At 44.3% G+C, this 17,388-nt stretch carries 18 protein-coding genes; 11 read left to right on the forward strand and 7 right to left on the reverse strand.

All coding sequences use genetic code 11. The features are described 5' to 3' along the window. Nucleotides 1-81: 81 nt before the first annotated feature. Nucleotides 82-1,761, reverse strand: a complete 1,680-nt coding sequence (gene ettA / locus G460_RS0112830) for an energy-dependent translational throttle protein EttA (RefSeq protein ID WP_026955735.1) — start codon at nt 1,759-1,761, stop codon at nt 82-84. A 130-nt stretch (nt 1,762-1,891) separates the two neighbouring features. On the opposite strand from ettA, the gene G460_RS0112835 reads away from it, so the two are divergent. Continuing rightward, entirely contained in the window at nt 1,892-3,139 is a 1,248-nt protein-coding gene (locus G460_RS0112835; RefSeq protein ID WP_026955736.1) for a DUF349 domain-containing protein, read from the forward strand. A 77-nt stretch (nt 3,140-3,216) separates the two neighbouring features. After that, nucleotides 3,217-3,438 carry a DUF2795 domain-containing protein gene (locus G460_RS0112840; protein ID WP_026952747.1) on the forward strand — a complete coding sequence of 74 codons (222 nt, stop codon included), beginning with the start codon at nt 3,217-3,219 and terminating at the stop codon, nt 3,436-3,438. Between the two features lie 108 nt (nt 3,439-3,546). Here the strand turns inward: G460_RS0112840 and G460_RS0112845 are convergent, their stop codons facing one another. From G460_RS0112845 to queA, 5 genes are all read right to left on the reverse strand, one after another. Further along, entirely contained in the window at nt 3,547-4,275 is a 729-nt protein-coding gene (locus G460_RS0112845) for a LytR/AlgR family response regulator transcription factor (RefSeq protein ID WP_026955737.1), read from the reverse strand. Continuing rightward, a complete protein-coding gene (locus G460_RS0112850; protein WP_035464409.1) occupies nt 4,272-5,312 on the reverse strand; it encodes a sensor histidine kinase in 1,041 nt (346 codons plus the stop codon). The genes G460_RS0112845 and G460_RS0112850 overlap by 4 nt, the downstream gene beginning before the upstream one ends. Before the next feature lie 29 nt (nt 5,313-5,341). Continuing rightward, on the reverse strand, nt 5,342-6,196 hold the full coding sequence (locus G460_RS0112855; protein ID WP_026955739.1) for a LiaF transmembrane domain-containing protein: 855 nt from the start codon (nt 6,194-6,196) through the stop codon (nt 5,342-5,344). Between the two features lie 117 nt (nt 6,197-6,313). Beyond that, nucleotides 6,314-7,009 carry a 2-C-methyl-D-erythritol 4-phosphate cytidylyltransferase gene (locus tag G460_RS0112860; RefSeq protein WP_026955740.1) on the reverse strand — a complete coding sequence of 232 codons (696 nt, stop codon included), beginning with the start codon at nt 7,007-7,009 and terminating at the stop codon, nt 6,314-6,316. Between the two features lie 109 nt (nt 7,010-7,118). Next, entirely contained in the window at nt 7,119-8,168 is a 1,050-nt protein-coding gene (gene queA / locus G460_RS0112865; RefSeq protein ID WP_026955741.1) for a tRNA preQ1(34) S-adenosylmethionine ribosyltransferase-isomerase QueA, read from the reverse strand. 123 nt (nt 8,169-8,291) lie between these two features. Between queA and G460_RS0112870 the strand changes: the two genes are divergently transcribed. After that, the gene (locus G460_RS0112870) at nt 8,292-9,539 is read left to right on the forward strand and encodes an ABC transporter permease (protein WP_026955742.1); all 1,248 of its coding nucleotides are present in this window, start codon (nt 8,292-8,294) and stop codon (nt 9,537-9,539) included. Between the two features lie 85 nt (nt 9,540-9,624). On the opposite strand, the gene recA is transcribed toward G460_RS0112870, so the two are convergent. Continuing rightward, nucleotides 9,625-10,653 (reverse strand): recombinase RecA, encoded by a 1,029-nt coding sequence (gene recA / locus G460_RS0112875; protein ID WP_026955743.1) that lies wholly within the window; start codon nt 10,651-10,653, stop codon nt 9,625-9,627. A gap of 175 nt (nt 10,654-10,828) precedes the next feature. On the opposite strand from recA, the gene G460_RS0112880 reads away from it, so the two are divergent. The 8 genes from G460_RS0112880 to tsf all read left to right on the forward strand — a co-directional run bounded on the left by G460_RS0112880 (nt 10,829) and on the right by tsf (nt 17,138). Further along, nucleotides 10,829-11,617, forward strand: a complete 789-nt coding sequence (locus G460_RS0112880) for a DUF3108 domain-containing protein (RefSeq protein WP_026955744.1) — start codon at nt 10,829-10,831, stop codon at nt 11,615-11,617. A gap of 150 nt (nt 11,618-11,767) precedes the next feature. Then, nucleotides 11,768-12,460, forward strand: coding sequence for a response regulator transcription factor (locus tag G460_RS0112885; protein WP_026955745.1), 693 nt, complete (start codon nt 11,768-11,770; stop codon nt 12,458-12,460). Between the two features lie 3 nt (nt 12,461-12,463). After that, nucleotides 12,464-13,549, forward strand: a complete 1,086-nt coding sequence (locus G460_RS0112890; RefSeq protein ID WP_026955746.1) for a sensor histidine kinase — start codon at nt 12,464-12,466, stop codon at nt 13,547-13,549. 68 nt (nt 13,550-13,617) lie between these two features. Next, the gene (locus tag G460_RS0112895) at nt 13,618-14,328 is read left to right on the forward strand and encodes an RluA family pseudouridine synthase (protein ID WP_026955747.1); all 711 of its coding nucleotides are present in this window, start codon (nt 13,618-13,620) and stop codon (nt 14,326-14,328) included. Between the two features lie 168 nt (nt 14,329-14,496). Beyond that, nucleotides 14,497-14,940 (forward strand): 50S ribosomal protein L13, encoded by a 444-nt coding sequence (gene rplM, locus G460_RS0112900; protein ID WP_026955748.1) that lies wholly within the window; start codon nt 14,497-14,499, stop codon nt 14,938-14,940. Between the two features lie 12 nt (nt 14,941-14,952). Further along, a complete protein-coding gene (gene rpsI / locus G460_RS0112905) occupies nt 14,953-15,339 on the forward strand; it encodes a 30S ribosomal protein S9 (RefSeq protein WP_026955749.1) in 387 nt (128 codons plus the stop codon). Nucleotides 15,340-15,378: 39 nt separating this feature from the next. Beyond that, nucleotides 15,379-16,140, forward strand: coding sequence for a 30S ribosomal protein S2 (rpsB, locus tag G460_RS0112910; RefSeq protein WP_026955750.1), 762 nt, complete (start codon nt 15,379-15,381; stop codon nt 16,138-16,140). A gap of 170 nt (nt 16,141-16,310) precedes the next feature. Beyond that, entirely contained in the window at nt 16,311-17,138 is an 828-nt protein-coding gene (gene tsf / locus G460_RS0112915) for a translation elongation factor Ts (RefSeq protein WP_026955751.1), read from the forward strand. The last annotated feature ends 250 nt before the right edge of the window (nt 17,139-17,388 follow it).

A 17,388-nucleotide genomic window follows, 5' to 3' on the forward strand; every position in this document is an offset into this window, starting at 1 on the left:
GCTCTGATCAAGCTTTGAAACTGAATTTTTCAAGATAAAACCTTTGAGGTCTTGAAGACCTCAAAGGTTAAACCTCAAAGCTTACTTCAAATTCTTATATCTGATTCGAGAAGGAGCCTGATCACCCAGACGCTTCTTCTTGTTCTCTTCGTAGTCGGAGAAGTTTCCTTCAAACCAATACACTTGAGAATCTCCTTCGAATGCTAAAATATGGGTACAGATTCTATCCAGGAACCAACGGTCGTGGGAGATAATCACCGCACAGCCGCCGAAGTTTTCCAAAGCTTCCTCCAATGCACGAAGTGTATTTACATCCAAATCGTTGGTAGGCTCATCCAATAGCAACAAGTTACCGCCCTCTTTCAGGGTCAAGGCCAAATGAACCCGATTTCTTTCCCCTCCGGAAAGCACTCCTACTTTTTTCTCCTGATCTGATCCAGCAAAATTGAATTTGGAAACATAGGCTCTGGAGTTCACTTCCTTATTGCCCAGCTTCATCAGTTCATTCCCCTCAGATATTGTCTGGTAAACCGTCTTATTTGGATCCAAGGTATCATGTTCCTGATCCACATAGGCCAGTTTTACAGTTTCACCTACTTCAAAATTACCGGAATCTGCTTTTTCCTGTCCTGTGATCAGTTTGAACAAGGTAGTTTTACCAGCACCGTTTGGACCGATGATCCCCACGATACCACCTTGTGGCAACGCAAAACTAAGGTCGTCAAACAACAACTTGTCTCCATAGGCCTTGGATACATTGTTGGCTTCGATCACTTTCGCTCCTAGCCTTGGTCCTGGCGGAATAAACAATTCCAACTTCGCTTCTTTCTCTCTTGCTTCTTCTCCGACCAGTTTGTCATAGGCATTGAGACGGGCCTTCCCTTTGGATTGACGAGCTTTTGGAGACATTCTGATCCACTCTAGTTCTCGCTCCAAGGTCTTCTGACGCTTAGATTCAGTTTTTTCTTCCTGCTTCAAGCGCTGCTGCTTTTGATCCAACCAAGAAGAATAATTTCCTTTCCAAGGAATCCCTTCTCCACGATCGAGTTCCAAGATCCAGCCGGCCACATTATCCAAGAAATATCTATCGTGAGTCACAGCGATGACAGTTCCTTTGTAATGCTGCAGGTGTTGCTCTAGCCAATGAACAGACTCAGCATCCAAGTGGTTGGTAGGCTCATCCAATAGCAATACATCCGGCTCTTGAAGCAATAGTCGGCAAAGTGCCACTCTTCTCTTTTCACCCCCCGAAAGATTCTCCACGATAGCATCACTTGGAGGAAGTCTCAGGGCGTCCATCGCCTTATCCAGCATCACGTCCAGTTCCCAAGCATTGGCAGCATCAAGTTTTTCCTGCACTTCTCCCTGACGCTCGATGAGTTTATTCATCGCATCTGGATCTTCCATCAGTGCCGGATCCATAAATTTCTCATTGATCTCTTCAAACTCCTTCAGAAGATTCACCGTATCAGCCACTGCTTCTTCTACTACTTCCTTCACAGTCTTGGCGGAATCTAGCTTCGGCTCCTGCTCGAGCATCCCAACTGTATAGCCCGGAGAAAAGACTACTTCTCCGAGAAACTCTTTGTCCATTCCTGCAATTATTCTCAGGAGAGAAGACTTACCGGAACCGTTGAGACCGAGGACGCCGATTTTGGCACCATAAAAAAATGAGAGGTAGATATCTTTGAGGACTTTTTTCTGTGGCGGATAGACTTTGGAGACTCCGGCCATGGAAAAGATGATTTTTTCTGCGCTCATGCGTTGAATTTTTCTTGAAACTTTGCGTTAAAGAGCAAAGATGCAAAAAAAGCCCTTTCTTAGGATAAGTGCTTTTGAATTAATTAATTTGCGGAAAATTGAAAACAGCCACCTAACCTACTGTAGAGCAATGGAGCATCCGTATGGATACATTAAAGACGACAAAGTTTATTTAAAAGGATTTCTGGGAAAAGCAGATAGGGAAATCGGTGAAGTGAAAGAGGACGAGGCGTCGACTATCGCATATTTTGAAGGAAGATTTGAGCAGATCAAAGAAAAAGTAGAGAAGCTAAAAAATGACATCGAGGAAAACCAAAACAAGGGTTCTTTCTTGATGAAGCTGATCCACTTGCGCGATTCACTCTACGAAACTGACGCTTTGGGTGATTTTGTACCCCTGATTGAGTCCCTCAATGAGCAAGAAAGCTTTCTCAACGAAATCATACAGGCCAACCGCAGCAAAAATCTAGAGGTCAAAAAAGCCCTCATTTTGGAAGCGGAAGAGAAAAAAGACGATACCGACTGGAGAGAGACTACTGAGTTTTATAAAGAGCTCAAGCTCCGATGGATCAAAACTGGCCCTGTGGACAAGGAACTACACGAGGAGATCGAGGAGCAGTTCAATACTCCGATCCAGCATTTCTTCGAAAACAGAAGACACTTCTACGAAGGACTGGCCCTTCAGGCTGAAGAAAACATCAAAGTTTACGAGGCCCTAGTTGTGCAGGCACGTGAAGCACATGATCTGCCAGATGCCAAAATGGCTTTTGATATCAGTAAGAAAATTCAGAAAGAATGGAAAGCCGCAGGCAAAGTCCCTGCTGAGAAAAGGCAACCACTTTGGGATGAATTCTCCAAGCTGAACAATAGAATCTTTTCCCGCTACAAGCGTACGCTCAACCCGGGACCGCAGATGCACCCGCGTGAGGTAATGAGAAAAGTGGAAACTCTTACCGAGGAGGTGAAGAAGCTTTCTTCTCAGCCGACCAGTCCTGAACTGATCCAAAGAGCCAAAGACATCCAGCAAGAATGGAGAAAACTCCCTCCACGCAAGCCCAAAGATGCCAACCTCTTGGCCCGATCCTTCCAGTTTTTCTCAGACATCATTTTCGAAAAAGCTTTCCTTGACAAATTGGTGCATGGAAAATATGCCGATTTTGACGAGAAACCAGAGCAGGAACAAATTCAGATCAAATCCGCTTTATTGAAAGACTTACTTCATAGAGATCAAACTGAGTATGAGACAGCTCAAGGAAATTCTGACAATTTCCAGACGAGAAGCAGTGATTTTGAAATCATGATGAAGAAAAAACTATTCGGGCTGAAAAGAAAAGTTGACGTAAAAAATTATATTTTGAAGCAACTTTCTTTTAAATAAATCAGTACACGATTACATATTTAAAAAAAAAGATAATTTTGCAACCTTAAAATCCGGAACACCTTAAAATAAACACTATGTACTGGACACTTGAACTAGCTTCCTACCTTGAGGACGCTCCCTGGCCAGCCACCAAGGATGAGTTGATCGATTACGCCATCCGATCTGGTGCGCCACTAGAAGTAGTGGAAAACCTCCAAGAACTGGAGGACGACGGAGAGCCCTATGAAACTATCGAAGAGATCTGGCCGGACTATCCGACAAAAGACGACTTCTTTTTCAACGAGGACGAATATTAAATACCAAACCCCGTCCCGATAGCTATCGGGACGGGGTTTTTCTTTTTTAGGGACACCATCCTTCTTTCCCGAGTGATTGAATCTTCAGATGCGAATCACCCTCATCTGTCAAAGCCCCAATACTTGCCGCAGTCGTGCATAGCCGGTCTTACTCACCGGCAGCTTTTCTCCGTTTTTCAGATACACCAAATAAGAGTCTTTTTCATAAGGCTCGATGCGTGTGATCCCATTCAGATTTAGGATATAGGAGCGGTGAATTCTCGCAAAGCGATCCGGAGCCAACGCTTGCTCGAGTGACTTCATCGTCATCTTCTTCAAGTATTTGCCCGACTCCATGTGGATAGCGATGTAATCATCTTGAGCTTCGAAATACAGCACATCTTTGACTGCAAGGATTTTGATCTCATGATTGATCCTCACAACTAGGCGATTGCTTTTCTCGGCTAGCTCCTGCAGCTCTGCATTGGACTGATGCTGCTCTTTATCAAAGCCCTCTAAAAACCGCTCTACAGCCTGTCTAAAACGCTCAGACGAAAAGGGCTTGAGCAAGTAATCCACTGCCTTGGCATCGAACGCTTTCAGCGCATAGGCATCGAAGGCAGTCGTGAAGATCACTGCTGGAGGATCATCCAATAGCTCCAGTAGCTCAAAGCCTGTGATCTTAGGCATCTGCACATCCAGAAAAATCAGGTCTGGCTGGTGCTTTTGGATGGCCTTCATTGCCTGAAATCCATCTTGGCAAATTTCTACCACTTCGATTTGAGAGAAATCTTGCAAGTACTCCTGGACGATCCCAGCGGCCAGCGGTTCATCATCTATGATTATTGTTCTGATCATTTCAATTGAGGGATTTTGACCTGCACCAAAAACACATCTCCATGAATATCTTTTTTCAGCAGGTCCATTCTTCCAAAAAGCAAATAGAGCCTTCTTTCTACAGAGCTTAAACCAAAGCCCGTCCCTTCTGCTGCGGGAGATTCGGGATCAAATGGATTTTCCACCCACAGGACCAAGTAATGCTGTTCTTTGTAGGCCTTGAGAACGATCTTCACGGCTCCAGTGACTCCATAAAGACCGTGTTTGATGGCATTCTCCAAGAGTGGCTGAATCAAAAGCTGAGGTAAAAGCATGGAGTTGACTCCTTCTTCCAATTCAAATTCTACCTGCAAGCGATGTCCAAATCTCACCTTTTCGATTTCTAGGTACATTCTGAGATAGTTCATCTCCTCTTCCAGCCTGATCCAAGCTTGGAGATCTTTCCGGATCGTTCCTCTCAGAAAATCGGATAACTGCAATACCATCTCCCTTGCTTTTTGAGGCTGTGAAACCACCAGGGCACTGATTGAATTGAGACTATTAAACAAGAAATGCGGCTGCAGCTGCTGCCGCAGTTGATAGAGCTCTGCCTCTTTGGAAAGTTCTATCATGTGGAGCTCTCTCTTTTGGCTTTCCTCCTGCTGTTCTAGCTTTGACACGACGATCGCCAACAAAGTCACCATCACAAAGACCACCGCCAGCAAAGCCCAGCGAAGTATTAAGCTTTCTCTCAGCAAAAGAACATAGGCCTCATCTTCCATCCAAAACCAATGGAGCCCGTAGCGATGAACCATCACTCCCACCCAGCTGAGAAGCACCGGAAGTAGCAGCAAAAGCCAAGTATTGGCACCTTTGGGGATGAAAGAACTGAAAATTCGATCCAATACAAACACTCCTCCCATAAAGACCATTGAGAAAAATGTAGCGTCCAGAAGACTTTTGGTCCAACCCATCCCGAAACTTCTCAAAACCCCAGCAGTAAGAAGGAGCCAGATCAACCCGGCTCCTTGAATGACCCAATAGGCTTTGGATGGAGTAGAAAATACTTTTGAAAACAAAATCTTGGGTTTAAGCGAATGGAAGTTCGTTAAAATGATTTGATTTCCAAACCACCAAAGAGGATCGTACCACGCAGGACCAAAACCTTATCCGAGTCCACTTCCGATTGACGATAGATACGCTTGTCTTCTACTCCAGCGGCAATGTTCGTAACCTCGGTGCGCACATCCCAATGAGGAGGCACGATCAATTTCATCCCGCCAAAGATCACATCTACCTGCATCACCACCATCCCAGAGAGTTCAGTCTGCGTCAGATCCAGATCTATCCCGCCCATAAAGGCCGTCAACTTACCTCCTTGGAAATTCTTGGACAGGACCCGCTTATTGACGCCGCTCAGAATTGCATCTATATTGACTGTGTCAGCATAGGAGATACCGGAGGTACCTCCTCCAAAATTCGTCTTTGGACCACCATAGAATCCAGATTTAGTTTGTGATTCACTTTCGTCTTCCACCTTGGCATCTTCCACTGTGGAAGAAGAAAAGCTAGAGCCCGACTGGAATGACTGCTTGCGCATCTTCTCCCGGACATTGTCTATCACTCTTTTCTCTTTTTGCTTTTGGGTGATCAGGTATACTCCTAGTAGTATCAAACCTACCGGAAACACAAACCGCTCGATCCCAAAGTCAAAGTTAAATTCTCTTTCGGCCAAAAAGTACAGTCCAAACCCCAGCATTATTGTTCCAAAAAAAGATTTGAACTGATGCTTGATCAGTACAATAAGACCGATAGCTACCAGCACCATCGGCCAGGACAATATCCATCCCGGGAAGAATATCCCGAGTTTTTTGAGCAAAAGAAGAAGCCCTATTCCTAGAATGATAAATCCAAAAACAATACCGCCGTCATTGCTGGATTTTTGATTGGAGTAATTTGTCATAGCCTTGTCGATTAAATGATGCTCTAAAGTAGACACAAGGCCTATTTCATAAAATCAACCAAAGACCAAGAGTGCAAAAAGTCGGTGAACCCGCACAAATAGTCGGTAAAAATCCCTTTATTTTTTCACCGACTCAGATTCTTGCAGGGATAGTAGGTAGGCTGCATAGTCCATATCCTCGGGAGTTGTGATTTTGATGTTTTCAGCATTGCCTGGAATCAGGGAAACCTGCCAGCCCTGATGCTCATAGACTGTCGCATCGTCTGTAAACTGCGGAATCTCCGTCACCTGAAATGCCTTACGGATTTTTTCCAACTGAAACGTTTGTGGCGTCTGAACCAAGCGGAAATACTGCCGCTCCTGGTAGAAGGATTTGCCATCATCAGTCAATTTGCGAATCGAATCTTTCAAAGCGACTACGGCGATCCCACTACCTGTCTCTGCTGCCTGTTCAAAACTCTTCGTAATGACTTCTTTTTTGACAAAAGGCCTGACACCATCATGGATCGCCACCAACCCGCGATCAAATGGCACTGCATTGAGACCATTTCTCACAGACTGAAACCTGGAGTTGCCTCCAGCCACGACTACATGAGGAACCTGAAAATCATACTCCTCGAGCAACTCACCCCAGGATGAAAAATCTGCTTCCGGAATCACCAAGATCAAATCCATCTCTGGATCTACTCCCCAAAAAACTTCGAGCGTCCGCATCAATATCGGCTTTCCCCCGATGGGAAGGTACTGTTTGGAAATGGGAGCTCCCATCCTTGTTCCTCTTCCTCCTGCTACTAGTACCGCAGCTTTTCTCATAGCTCTATTTTTTAGCAAAAGTACCCGCTTGGATCCATTCGCATATTATCCTTGAATTATTAAAAAATGAAAATACAAAAAAAGCTCCCATTGGGAGCTTTTCGAATGATCAAAGGATCAACATGGCATCTCCATAGGAGAAGAACCTATATTTTTCCTTGATGGCTTCTTTATAGGCCTTCATGATCAAGTCGTAACCGCCAAACGCCGCTGCAGTCATCAGCAGTGTGGACTCCGGCAAGTGGAAGTTGGTGATCAGTGAATTGGCAATCTTAAACTCATAAGGAGGAATGATAAACTTATCAGTCCAGCCATTGGAAGCCTTCAGTCTACCATTGGCAGTCACCGAAGATTCAATGGTCTTAAGAGATGTCGTGCCCACGGCTACTACTCGCTTCTTATTTTCAAGAGCCGAATTGACCAATTCTACTGTTGGCTCAGGAATATCATAGTTTTCCGAATCCATCTTGTGCTTAGTCAGGTCTTCTACATCTACCTGACGGAAAGTACCCAAACCTACATGCAAAGTAATCGGAGTCACTTCCACACCTTGAAGTTCTAGTCTTTTCAACAAATGAGGAGTAAAGTGTAGCCCGGCTGTTGGTGCAGCTACTGCCCCTACATTCTTGGCAAAAACTGTTTGATAACGGTCTCTATCTTCTGGCTCGATCTTTCTCTCGATAATTTCTTTCAGCAAAGGAGTCTCTCCCAAGCTGTCGATAGTCTTGTGGAATTCTTCCTCTGTCCCATCAAATAGGAATCGGATCGTTCTTCCTCTGGAAGTTGTATTGTCGATCACTTCTGCGACTAAGTCAGAGTCTCCGAAATACAATTTATTACCTACCCTGATCTTACGGGCCGGATCTACCAGCACATCCCAAAGTCTCAATTCCGGGTTGAGCTCACGAAGCAGGAATACCTCGATCTCAGCACCGGTCTTTTCTTTGTTGCCATACAATCTGGCAGGAAACACCTTGGTGTCATTGGACACAAAGACGTCACCTTCACCGAAATATTCGATAATATCCTTGAAAGTCCGGTGTTCGATTTCTCCGGTCTTTCGGTGAACCACCATCAGACGGGATTCGTCTCGATTTTCGGTTGGATAAAGGGCAACAAGTTTCTTTGGAACGTCAAATTTGAAATCTGATAATTTCATAGGGAAGCTTTAGATGTCTGAGCTATTTGATTGATTTAGAATTACTCTAAAAATTGCAAAGATAATAACATAATGTCCAAAATCCGCTAACTTGTTGAATTGTTTTAACCAAAATTGAAAAGCATGCTCTTTTTCCAACTGACATGGGAAAGTTTCCGCTTCGCCGCCAATGCCCTCAGTTCAAACCTGACGAGGACGATTTTATCCCTTCTGGGGGTTACAGTGGGTATTTTCGCCATTATCGCCGTCTTTACTTTGGTTGATTCTCTGGAAAACAATATCAAATCTTCATTTTCTTTTCTTGGAACCAATGTGATGCGGGTAGATCGATTTCCTTTCGCATCTGGACCACAGGACTATCCCTGGTGGAAATATTACCAGCGCCCGACTGCTACCATGGCCGAATATAAATTTATGCAGCAGCATCTTGAATCTGCTGAAGCAGTCACTATATCCGCTTCTGCTATGACCACTGTGCAAGCCGGTAGCAACGCCTATCAAGGCATGCAGCTGACTGGAGTAGCATATACTTATCAAGATGTCTACGAAGTGGCTCTGGAAGAAGGAAGGTTTTTTACGGAATTGGAAATCAATGCTGCCAGGAATCTGGCCATAGTCGGCCGAAAGATTGCCAACACTCTATATCCTAATCAACCTATCATCGGCAAAGAGATTAAAATCAAAGGTCTGAAATTCATCGTCGTCGGCGTCTTTGAAGAAGAAGGAGAAGGACTTTTTGAGATGCCTTCCAAAGATGAAGCCTGTCTAATCACCTATGGAGCATTTAACAAGCTTTTCAACACAGGACGCTACGGCATTGAGCCCACCATCGCCGCCAAAGGCAAGGAAGAAGACATCGGACTGGTAGCCCTTGAAAATGAAATGATGGGACTCATGCGAGCCAAAAGAGGTCTAAAGCCAACGGAATTGGATAATTTCTCGCTGAACAAAACTGAGTTTATCCAAAATGCCATCGGATCCATATTTGACGTGATCTCTGCTGCTGGATGGGTGATCGGAGGATTCTCCATCCTAGTAGGCGGCTTTGGCATTGCCAATATCATGTTTGTGTCAGTGCGGGAACGAACCAACATCATCGGAATCCAAAAGTCTTTGGGTGCCAAAAACTATTTTATCCTTTTCCAATTCCTCTTCGAATCAGTCTTTTTGAGTCTTATCGGAGGCGGCACAGGGATTATTTTGGTTTACCTACTCAGCTTTATCAATCTCGGCAGTCTGGACTTAGTCCTTTCATTTAAAAACATCATTTTAGGACTGGGCGTATCCTCCATCATCGGTGTGGTCTCGGGGATAGTACCTGCCACCTTGGCAGCGCGAATGGACCCGGTAGAAGCTATCCGAACAGTATAAAAACTGGAATCCCCCCAATTTCAAGCCATAAAAAAGGAATGCCGATGATCGGCATTCCTTTTTTATGGCTGAAATATCGAAGCGATCAATCTTCCGCTTCGCTACCCGGCTCAGTCGGCAGCAATCCGGAGGCCGCCTTGATTTTGGTCTCCAGCTCATCCATTAGCTCTGGATTGTCAAGCAATAGATTTTTCACAGCGTCACGACCTTGACCGAGTTTCTCTCCATTGTAAGAGAACCAAGAGCCTGCTTTTTTGATGATGTCAAACTCCACCCCCAGGTCGATCACCTCACCGACTTTGGAAATCCCTTGACCGTACATGATGTCAAACTCCACCACTTTGAAGGGAGGAGCTACTTTATTTTTCACTACTTTGACACGGGTTCTATTCCCTAGAATATTGTCAGCACTTTCTTTGATCTGACCGATACGACGGATATCCAAGCGGACGGAAGCGTAGAATTTCAGCGCATTACCACCGGTCGTAGTCTCTGGATTACCAAACATCACCCCGATTTTTTCACGAAGCTGGTTGATAAAAATACAGGCACAACCAGTCTTATTGATCGCTCCAGTCAGCTTTCGCAAAGCTTGGGACATCAATCGAGCCTGCAAGCCCATTTTGCTTTCTCCCATTTCGCCTTCCAACTCACCTTTTGGCACCAATGCCGCCACGGAGTCAATGACGATGATATCAATCGCTCCAGATCTGATCAAATGCTCGGCGATTTCCAATGCTTGCTCACCATTGTCAGGCTGAGAGATCAACAAGTTTTCTGTATCGATACCCAGTTTTTCGGCATATACCTTGTCAAAGGCATGCTCTGCATCGATGAAAGCAGCCAGGCCTCCTGACTTTTGAGCTTCCGCTATACAGTGCATGGTCAAGGTCGTTTTACCGGAAGATTCCGGGCCGTAGATCTCTATCACCCTTCCTCTCGGAATACCTCCCACACCCAATGCCATGTCCAAGCCAAGGGAACCTGTAGAAATGGCAGGCACATCCTGAACGGTATTGTCACTGAGTTTCATGACAGTGCCTTTGCCGTAGGTTTTTTCCAACTTGTCTATCGTCAGCTGGAGTGCTTTTAGTTTTTCTGCGTTATTGCTCATATATCGTCAAAAATTAAATTTTCTGAATGAAGTTAAAGATTCTAAAGTCTAGTATCAATAGATTAAGTTTGTTGCTTTCGAGCGGCAAATTCGTATTTTTAGTCACTATTCGGCACGTTTTTTCGTATATACTCTGAAAATACTTGGTTTTTGTCAGGTATTGTCAATTAATCTTATGAATAGCCCAAAACTACTCACAATCCTTCTTTTCTTTTCGATACTCAGCCCTGTTTTCTCACAAAATCCAGGGACCGAGCCATATACTTTTGGGGAGGAGTTAAACTTTGAGGTGAGCTATGGCTGGTTTAATCTCGCTGATGCCAAAATGCAGATCGGCAAAAAACCGCAAGAGCATGATGAGCGACCTCATTACAAAATCGATGTCTATGGCAAAACCAAAGGAGCAGCGACTATTTTCGGAAAAGTCAACGACAACTGGGGCACTTACCTGGACATGGAATCTAAGCTTCCCTCACAGTCCTACCGACATATCGAAGAGGGCAACTATCGCAAACATGAATTGGTCCATTTTGACCAGCGGGAAAACAAAGCTTTGATGCAGCTTTTTGACAAGGAGAACAAAAACTTGAAGGAAGAGAAAGAGTTTGACCTCCCAGGGCAGGTACAGGATATAGTCAGTGGCTTTTATTACCTCCGTACGCTGGACCTCCGCAATCTGGAAGAAGGAGAGCAGATAATTATCCGAGGCTTTTTTGACAAAGAAATATATAACATAAAGTTAATCTACGAGGGTTCCGAAAAGCTGGAAACCGAACTGGGAGAAAAAGACACCTACATCTTTTCCCCTCAGATTCCCAAAAACAAACTTTTCCGGGGGGAGTTTCCGGTCAAAGTATGGGTCACAAAGGATCAGAATAAAATCCCCGTAAAAATCAAAGCCAATCTCTTCCTGGGCTCACTCAATCTGGACATCAAATCCGCCAAAGGTTTGCGTTATAATTGAGAAATAGTGTGGTAATATTTTCTTAACATTAGCCTAGGAAATTTAATTTTTCGATACATTCTAGACCGTTTTAGGCGTGGAGCCTCTTGAATATTTGGTAGTGATCCTCAAATATTCACTAATTTTAACTCAACTATTAAGAAAAACTCCATGGGAGACAAACAGAAAATCAAGGTACTGGTTGTAGACGACGAGCCGGATATTGTCGAGATCCTCAAATACAACCTTCAGAAAGAAGGCTATGAAGTAGCCACCGCAGAAGACGGAATCAAGGCTGTCAAAACTGCCGCCAAGTTTCAGCCGGATGTGATTTTGCTGGATATCATGATGCCGCAGCAGGATGGCGTGGAGACCTGTCTTCAGATCCGCCAGATTCCCGAGCTGAAAAACACCTTTATCATATTCCTCACTGCGAGAATGGAGGAATATTCTGAAGTGGCAGCCTTTGACGTGGGCGCAGATGATTACATCACCAAGCCGATCAAGCCACGGGCCCTGATGAGCAGAATTGCCGCATTGTTTAGAAGAGAATCCAAAAAGGAACAGGAGCAATCTCAGATCAAGATCCGCGACCTGGTCATCGATAGAGGTAGCTATACCATCGAGCAGTCCGGAAAAACCATCACTCTCCCAAAGAAGGAATTTGAATTATTGTATTTCCTTGCCAAAAACCCTAATATGGTATTCAGTAGAGATGAGCTTCTTCAGAATATCTGGGGTTCGGATGTATTTGTACTCGCCAGAACAGTCGATGTGCATATCCGAAAAGTCCGGGAAAAAATCGGAGATGACTACATCACTACTGTCAAAGGTGTAGGCTATAAATTCGATTTGGGTTCCTAAAAGATGCTTTCGACCTCCAGAGGTATTTCATTGGTATTGGCTATCGCCATCTCAGGATTGGTGGCTGCCTTCTTGTCCCTGATGGATGATGCAACTCCACTGCTGATCGTCACGGCAGGTGGTTTGGCTTTGGCGGCAGCCTACTTATTGATCAATATTACCCTGGAATTCTTGGTATTCAGAGAGATTGGCAACATCTATTCACTGCTCGAAAAAATCCAGAAAAAAGACCTCTCTGAGGTTTCTAATAAATCTTCCAAATCATCGATTTCGCCTCTGCGCAAAATCAACTCAGTGATCAACTCCTACGCTATCGCCCGGCAAAAGGAGATCGACACGCTTCAGAAGAATGCGGAGTTCAGAAGAGAGTTTATCGCGGATATCTCCCACGAGCTCAAAACGCCGATTTTTGCGACACAAGGCTATATCCACACGCTTTTGGATGGGGCGATGGATGACAAGCAAGTTCGAATGAAATTCTTGAAGCGGGCCGCCAAAAGCTTGGACTCGCTGGACATCTTGGTACAGGATCTTCTGACTCTCAACCAAATGGAGAGCGGAGTGATCAAGTTTGTTTTTTCTGACTTTGACCTGAAAGAAATCATCGATGAAGTCATCGAAGAACTGGAGCACAAAGCTTCCAAGCGCAAGGTCACGATCAACTTCAAATACGATCTCGAAAAAAACTACATCACCCACGCCGACCGGCAAAAAATCTATCGGGTCTGTCAAAACCTGATTTTCAATGCTGTCAAGTACAATCATGATGAGGGAGAAGTCAAAATCACACTCAAATCCCACAAAAATCACATTCAAGTAGACATCAAGGACGACGGCCAGGGCATTCCTCCTGAAGATCTCAAGCGGATCTTTGAGCGATTCTATCGTGTGGAAAAAAGCCGAAACAAAAAAGACGGCGGCACGGGTCTGGGTCTAGCGATTGTGAAACACATCCTGGAAGGACACAAAAGTAAAATCTCTGTCAGCTCCACCGTGGGAAAAGGATCGATTTTTAGTTTTTCATTGCCTTTAGTGAAATCTACAAGTCATGAAGAAACTCCAAAACCAGAGACATCTACATTGAAATAAGTCAAGGATTTTTTTCGCTCCAAAATTTCACCTAATTTTGCAGCCTCTTTGAAGAGGCAGGAGAATCCATGAAGAAAGTAGATTTTCAGAAACTAGTACTGTTTGAAAACGAGGATTACCTGGTGATCAACAAGCCGCCCTACCTATCGAGCTTAGACGATAGACATGAGGCGCAGAACATCCTGGACCTTGCAAAGGATCATACAGCAGATGCCCAGCTGTGTCATCGCTTGGACAAGGAAACATCCGGATGTCTGGTGATCGCCAAGAATCCAGAGGCCTACCGGCACTTGGCCATCCAGTTTGAAAACAGGAAAGTCAGCAAAGTCTATCATGCCGTCGTCGAGGGGATCAAGGAATACGATCAATTGATGGTGGACCGCAATCTCATCGCATCGGCCAAAGGAGTCGCCAAAGTCAGCAAAGATGGCAAGCCCGCTCAGACGATCTTCCATACACTAAAGACCTACCGAGCACATTCTTTGATCCAGTGCCAGCCGATCACCGGCAGACTGCATCAGATCAGAGTTCACTTAGCCTACTTGCAGTCTCCTATCTGTGGAGACGAACTTTACGGTGGCAGACCTTTGTACCTTTCTTCTCTCAAGCGCCGCTTCAACCTGAAGAAGGACACGGAGGAGTTACCGATTATGCAGCGAGTTTCATTGCATGCGTTTACGATTGGATTTGAGGGATTGGACGGAAAAGCGATTACCGTCAACGCTCCCTACCCGAAAGACTTTCAGGTACTGGTACAGCAGCTGGAAAAAACCAACTGATAATCAGACCCGAAAAGCAGCAAGAAATTTGGTGTTTTGAGGCTAAACCTATGGAAATTAGGGAGTAGTCTTGAAAATATTTTGCATAGAAAATAAAATACTTCTATCTTTGTGTCCCTTTTTGGGGGTCGAATATATTTAACAAGCTAAAAATTAAACAGTTACACAGTGGATACTTTAAGCTATAAGACCGTATCGGCTAACAACTCGACTGTAGAAAAGCAATGGGTGATTGTGGATGCCCAAGCAGCAGTATTGGGTAGACTAGCCAGTGAGGTAGCGAAAATCTTAAGGGGGAAAAACAAGCCAAGCTATACCCCTCACGTAGATTGTGGTGACAACGTCATCGTAATCAACGCAGACAAAGTCAGATTGACTGGTGACAAGTGGGACTCTAAAGTATATGTGCGTCACACAGGTTATCCAGGAGGACAGCGGATCACTACTCCGAAATTGTTGAAGCAGAAGTCTTCTTCAATCTTGGTAGAGAAAGCTGTAAGAGGCATGTTGCCTAAAAACAGATTGGGAGCAAAGTTGTACGGCAACCTGTACGTATATGAAGGATCTGAGCATCCTCATGAAGCGCAGCAGCCAAAATCCATCACTCTTTAATCGACTTAATTCATGGAAATGATCAACAAAATCGGTAGAAGAAAAACCTCTGTAGCCAGAATCTACATGGCTCCAGGTAAAGGTGAAATCACCGTAAACAATCAAGCACTAGACGTATACTTCCCTTTTGATCTTCATCAGATCGTAGTGAAGCAGCCCTTGACTCTAGTAGGTCAAGATGGAAACTACGACATCCAGATCAATGTAGACGGTGGTGGCATCAAAGGACAAGCTGAGGCAGCCCGTATGGCTATCTCCAGAGCTTTGTGCGAATTTGACGAAGAGCACAGAGGTCCATTGAAGAAAGAAGGATTCTTGACTCGTGACCCTAGAATGGTCGAGCGTAAGAAGCCAGGACGTAGAAAAGCAAGAAGAAGATTCCAGTTCTCCAAGCGTTAATTGGTTATTTTCTCTCAACAATAGAAAACAAACAGATTCATGTCAAAAATCGAATACAAAGACTTACTGGATGCTGGTGTTCACTTTGGACACTTGACGAGAAAGTGGGATCCCAGAATGGCTCCATATATCTTCATGGAGAAGAACGGAATCCATATTATCGACCTTAACAAAACGCTTGCCTGCCTCGAAGAAGCATCCGCAGCAGTGAAGCAAATCGTACGCTCCGGCAAAAAAGTAATGTTTGTTGCTACCAAAAAACAGGCGAAAGACCTAGTAGCAGCAGAAGCTCAGCGTCTCAACATGCCTTACGTAACCGAAAGATGGTTGGGTGGTATGCTGACTAACTTTGCCACGATCCGCAAATCCTTGAAGAAAATGTCTGGCCTTGATAAGATGATGAAGGAAGACTCTTTCAAGAACATGGCAAAGAAAGAGCGATTGATGATCTCCCGTCAAAAAGACAAAATGGAAACTGTATTGGGCGGTATCGCTGACCTAAGCAGACTTCCTGCGGCTCTTTTCATCGTAGACATCAAAAGAGAACACATTGCAATTGCCGAAGCACAAAAGCTTGGTATCCCTGTTTTCGCATTGGTAGATACAAACTCCAACCCAAATGAGGTGGACTTCCCTGTACCAGCCAATGACGATGCATTCAAATCAGTCAACCTGTTGGTGAAAGCTTTCGGAGCAGCTATCGAAGAAGGTCTTTCTGAGCGTAAGAAAGACAAAGAAGAAGCTAAACTTTCTGAAGAGGAAGAAGCTAAAAAAGCTGTGGACGCCGAAACAAAAGAGTAATCTCCACACCTGATTTTGAAATATTAAAAAATTGAACATCCGGCTCCGGTCGATGTTCAATTTTTTGTTTTTGCCTGATCTTCCGATCGCAAAACACTCCGCCGGGCAGTTTCGTCTGGCCCATTTCTTAAGAATATAACAATCGTTTAATCTATAAACAGATCCTAACCATGGCAATTACTGCACAAGAAGTAAACAAACTGAGACAAATGACCGGTGCCGGTATGATGGACTGCAAAAAAGCCTTGACCGAAGCAGAAGGTGACTTCGACAAAGCTGTAGACATCCTCAGAAAAAAAGGTCAAAAAGTATCCGCTTCCAGAGCTGACAGAGAGACTAAAGAAGGTGTTGTGGTGACAAGCGTATCCGAAAACGGAGCAAAAGGAACTATCCTTTCTCTGACTTGCGAGACTGACTTCGTAGCTAAAAACGAAGAGTTTGGCGCTTTTGCTACTACACTTTTGAACTTGGCAGTGGAAAAAGGAGCTTCTTCTGTAGAGGAAATTCTTGCACTTCCATTCGAAAACATCACCGTAGCTGAGAAAATCGTAGAAATGACCGGTAAAATCGGTGAGAAAATCGAAATCTCTCATTACGAGGTAGTAACTGCTGAGGCTGTAGTTCCTTACATCCACTCCAATGGCAAATTGGGTGTATTGGTAGGATTGACCAATACCGGAGGAGATGTAGAAGAAGCTGGAAAAGACGTAGCTATGCAAATCGCTGCGATGAACCCAGTCGCTTTGGACAAAGACGGTGTAGACGCTTCTACTGTAGAAAGAGAAATCGAAGTAGGCAAAGAACAAGCAAGAGCTGAAGGCAAGCCTGAAGAAATGCTTGAAAAAATCGCAATGGGTAAATTGAACAAGTTCTACAAAGAGAACACCCTATTGAGCCAGCAATTCGTAAAAGACAGCAGCAAGACTATCGCTCAGTACCTTGACGGAGTAAACAAAGGTATGACTGTCTCTGCATTCAAAAGAATCTCTATCGGATAATTCTTTCCGATCCAACTAAATTTATAAAGGCTGACTTTTTAAAGAGTCAGCCTTTTATTTTTGACTTTTCAAGGTTTCATTTCGGCTAGAGGAAATGAAAACCCTAGAATATTTCGCATATAGCCATCTCCAAAAAGGCTACTATCCGTAACTAAAGAAACTTGCTTGCCAGGGATATTGAATTGATATTCGGTACACACATTAAAGTTCAAATATGCCCATTGGGGAGCGTTATTTATGATTTTGATAT

Origin of the sequence: Algoriphagus vanfongensis DSM 17529 (assembly GCF_000429465.1) — a bacterium.
Lineage (GTDB): Bacteria > Bacteroidota > Bacteroidia > Cytophagales > Cyclobacteriaceae > Algoriphagus > Algoriphagus vanfongensis.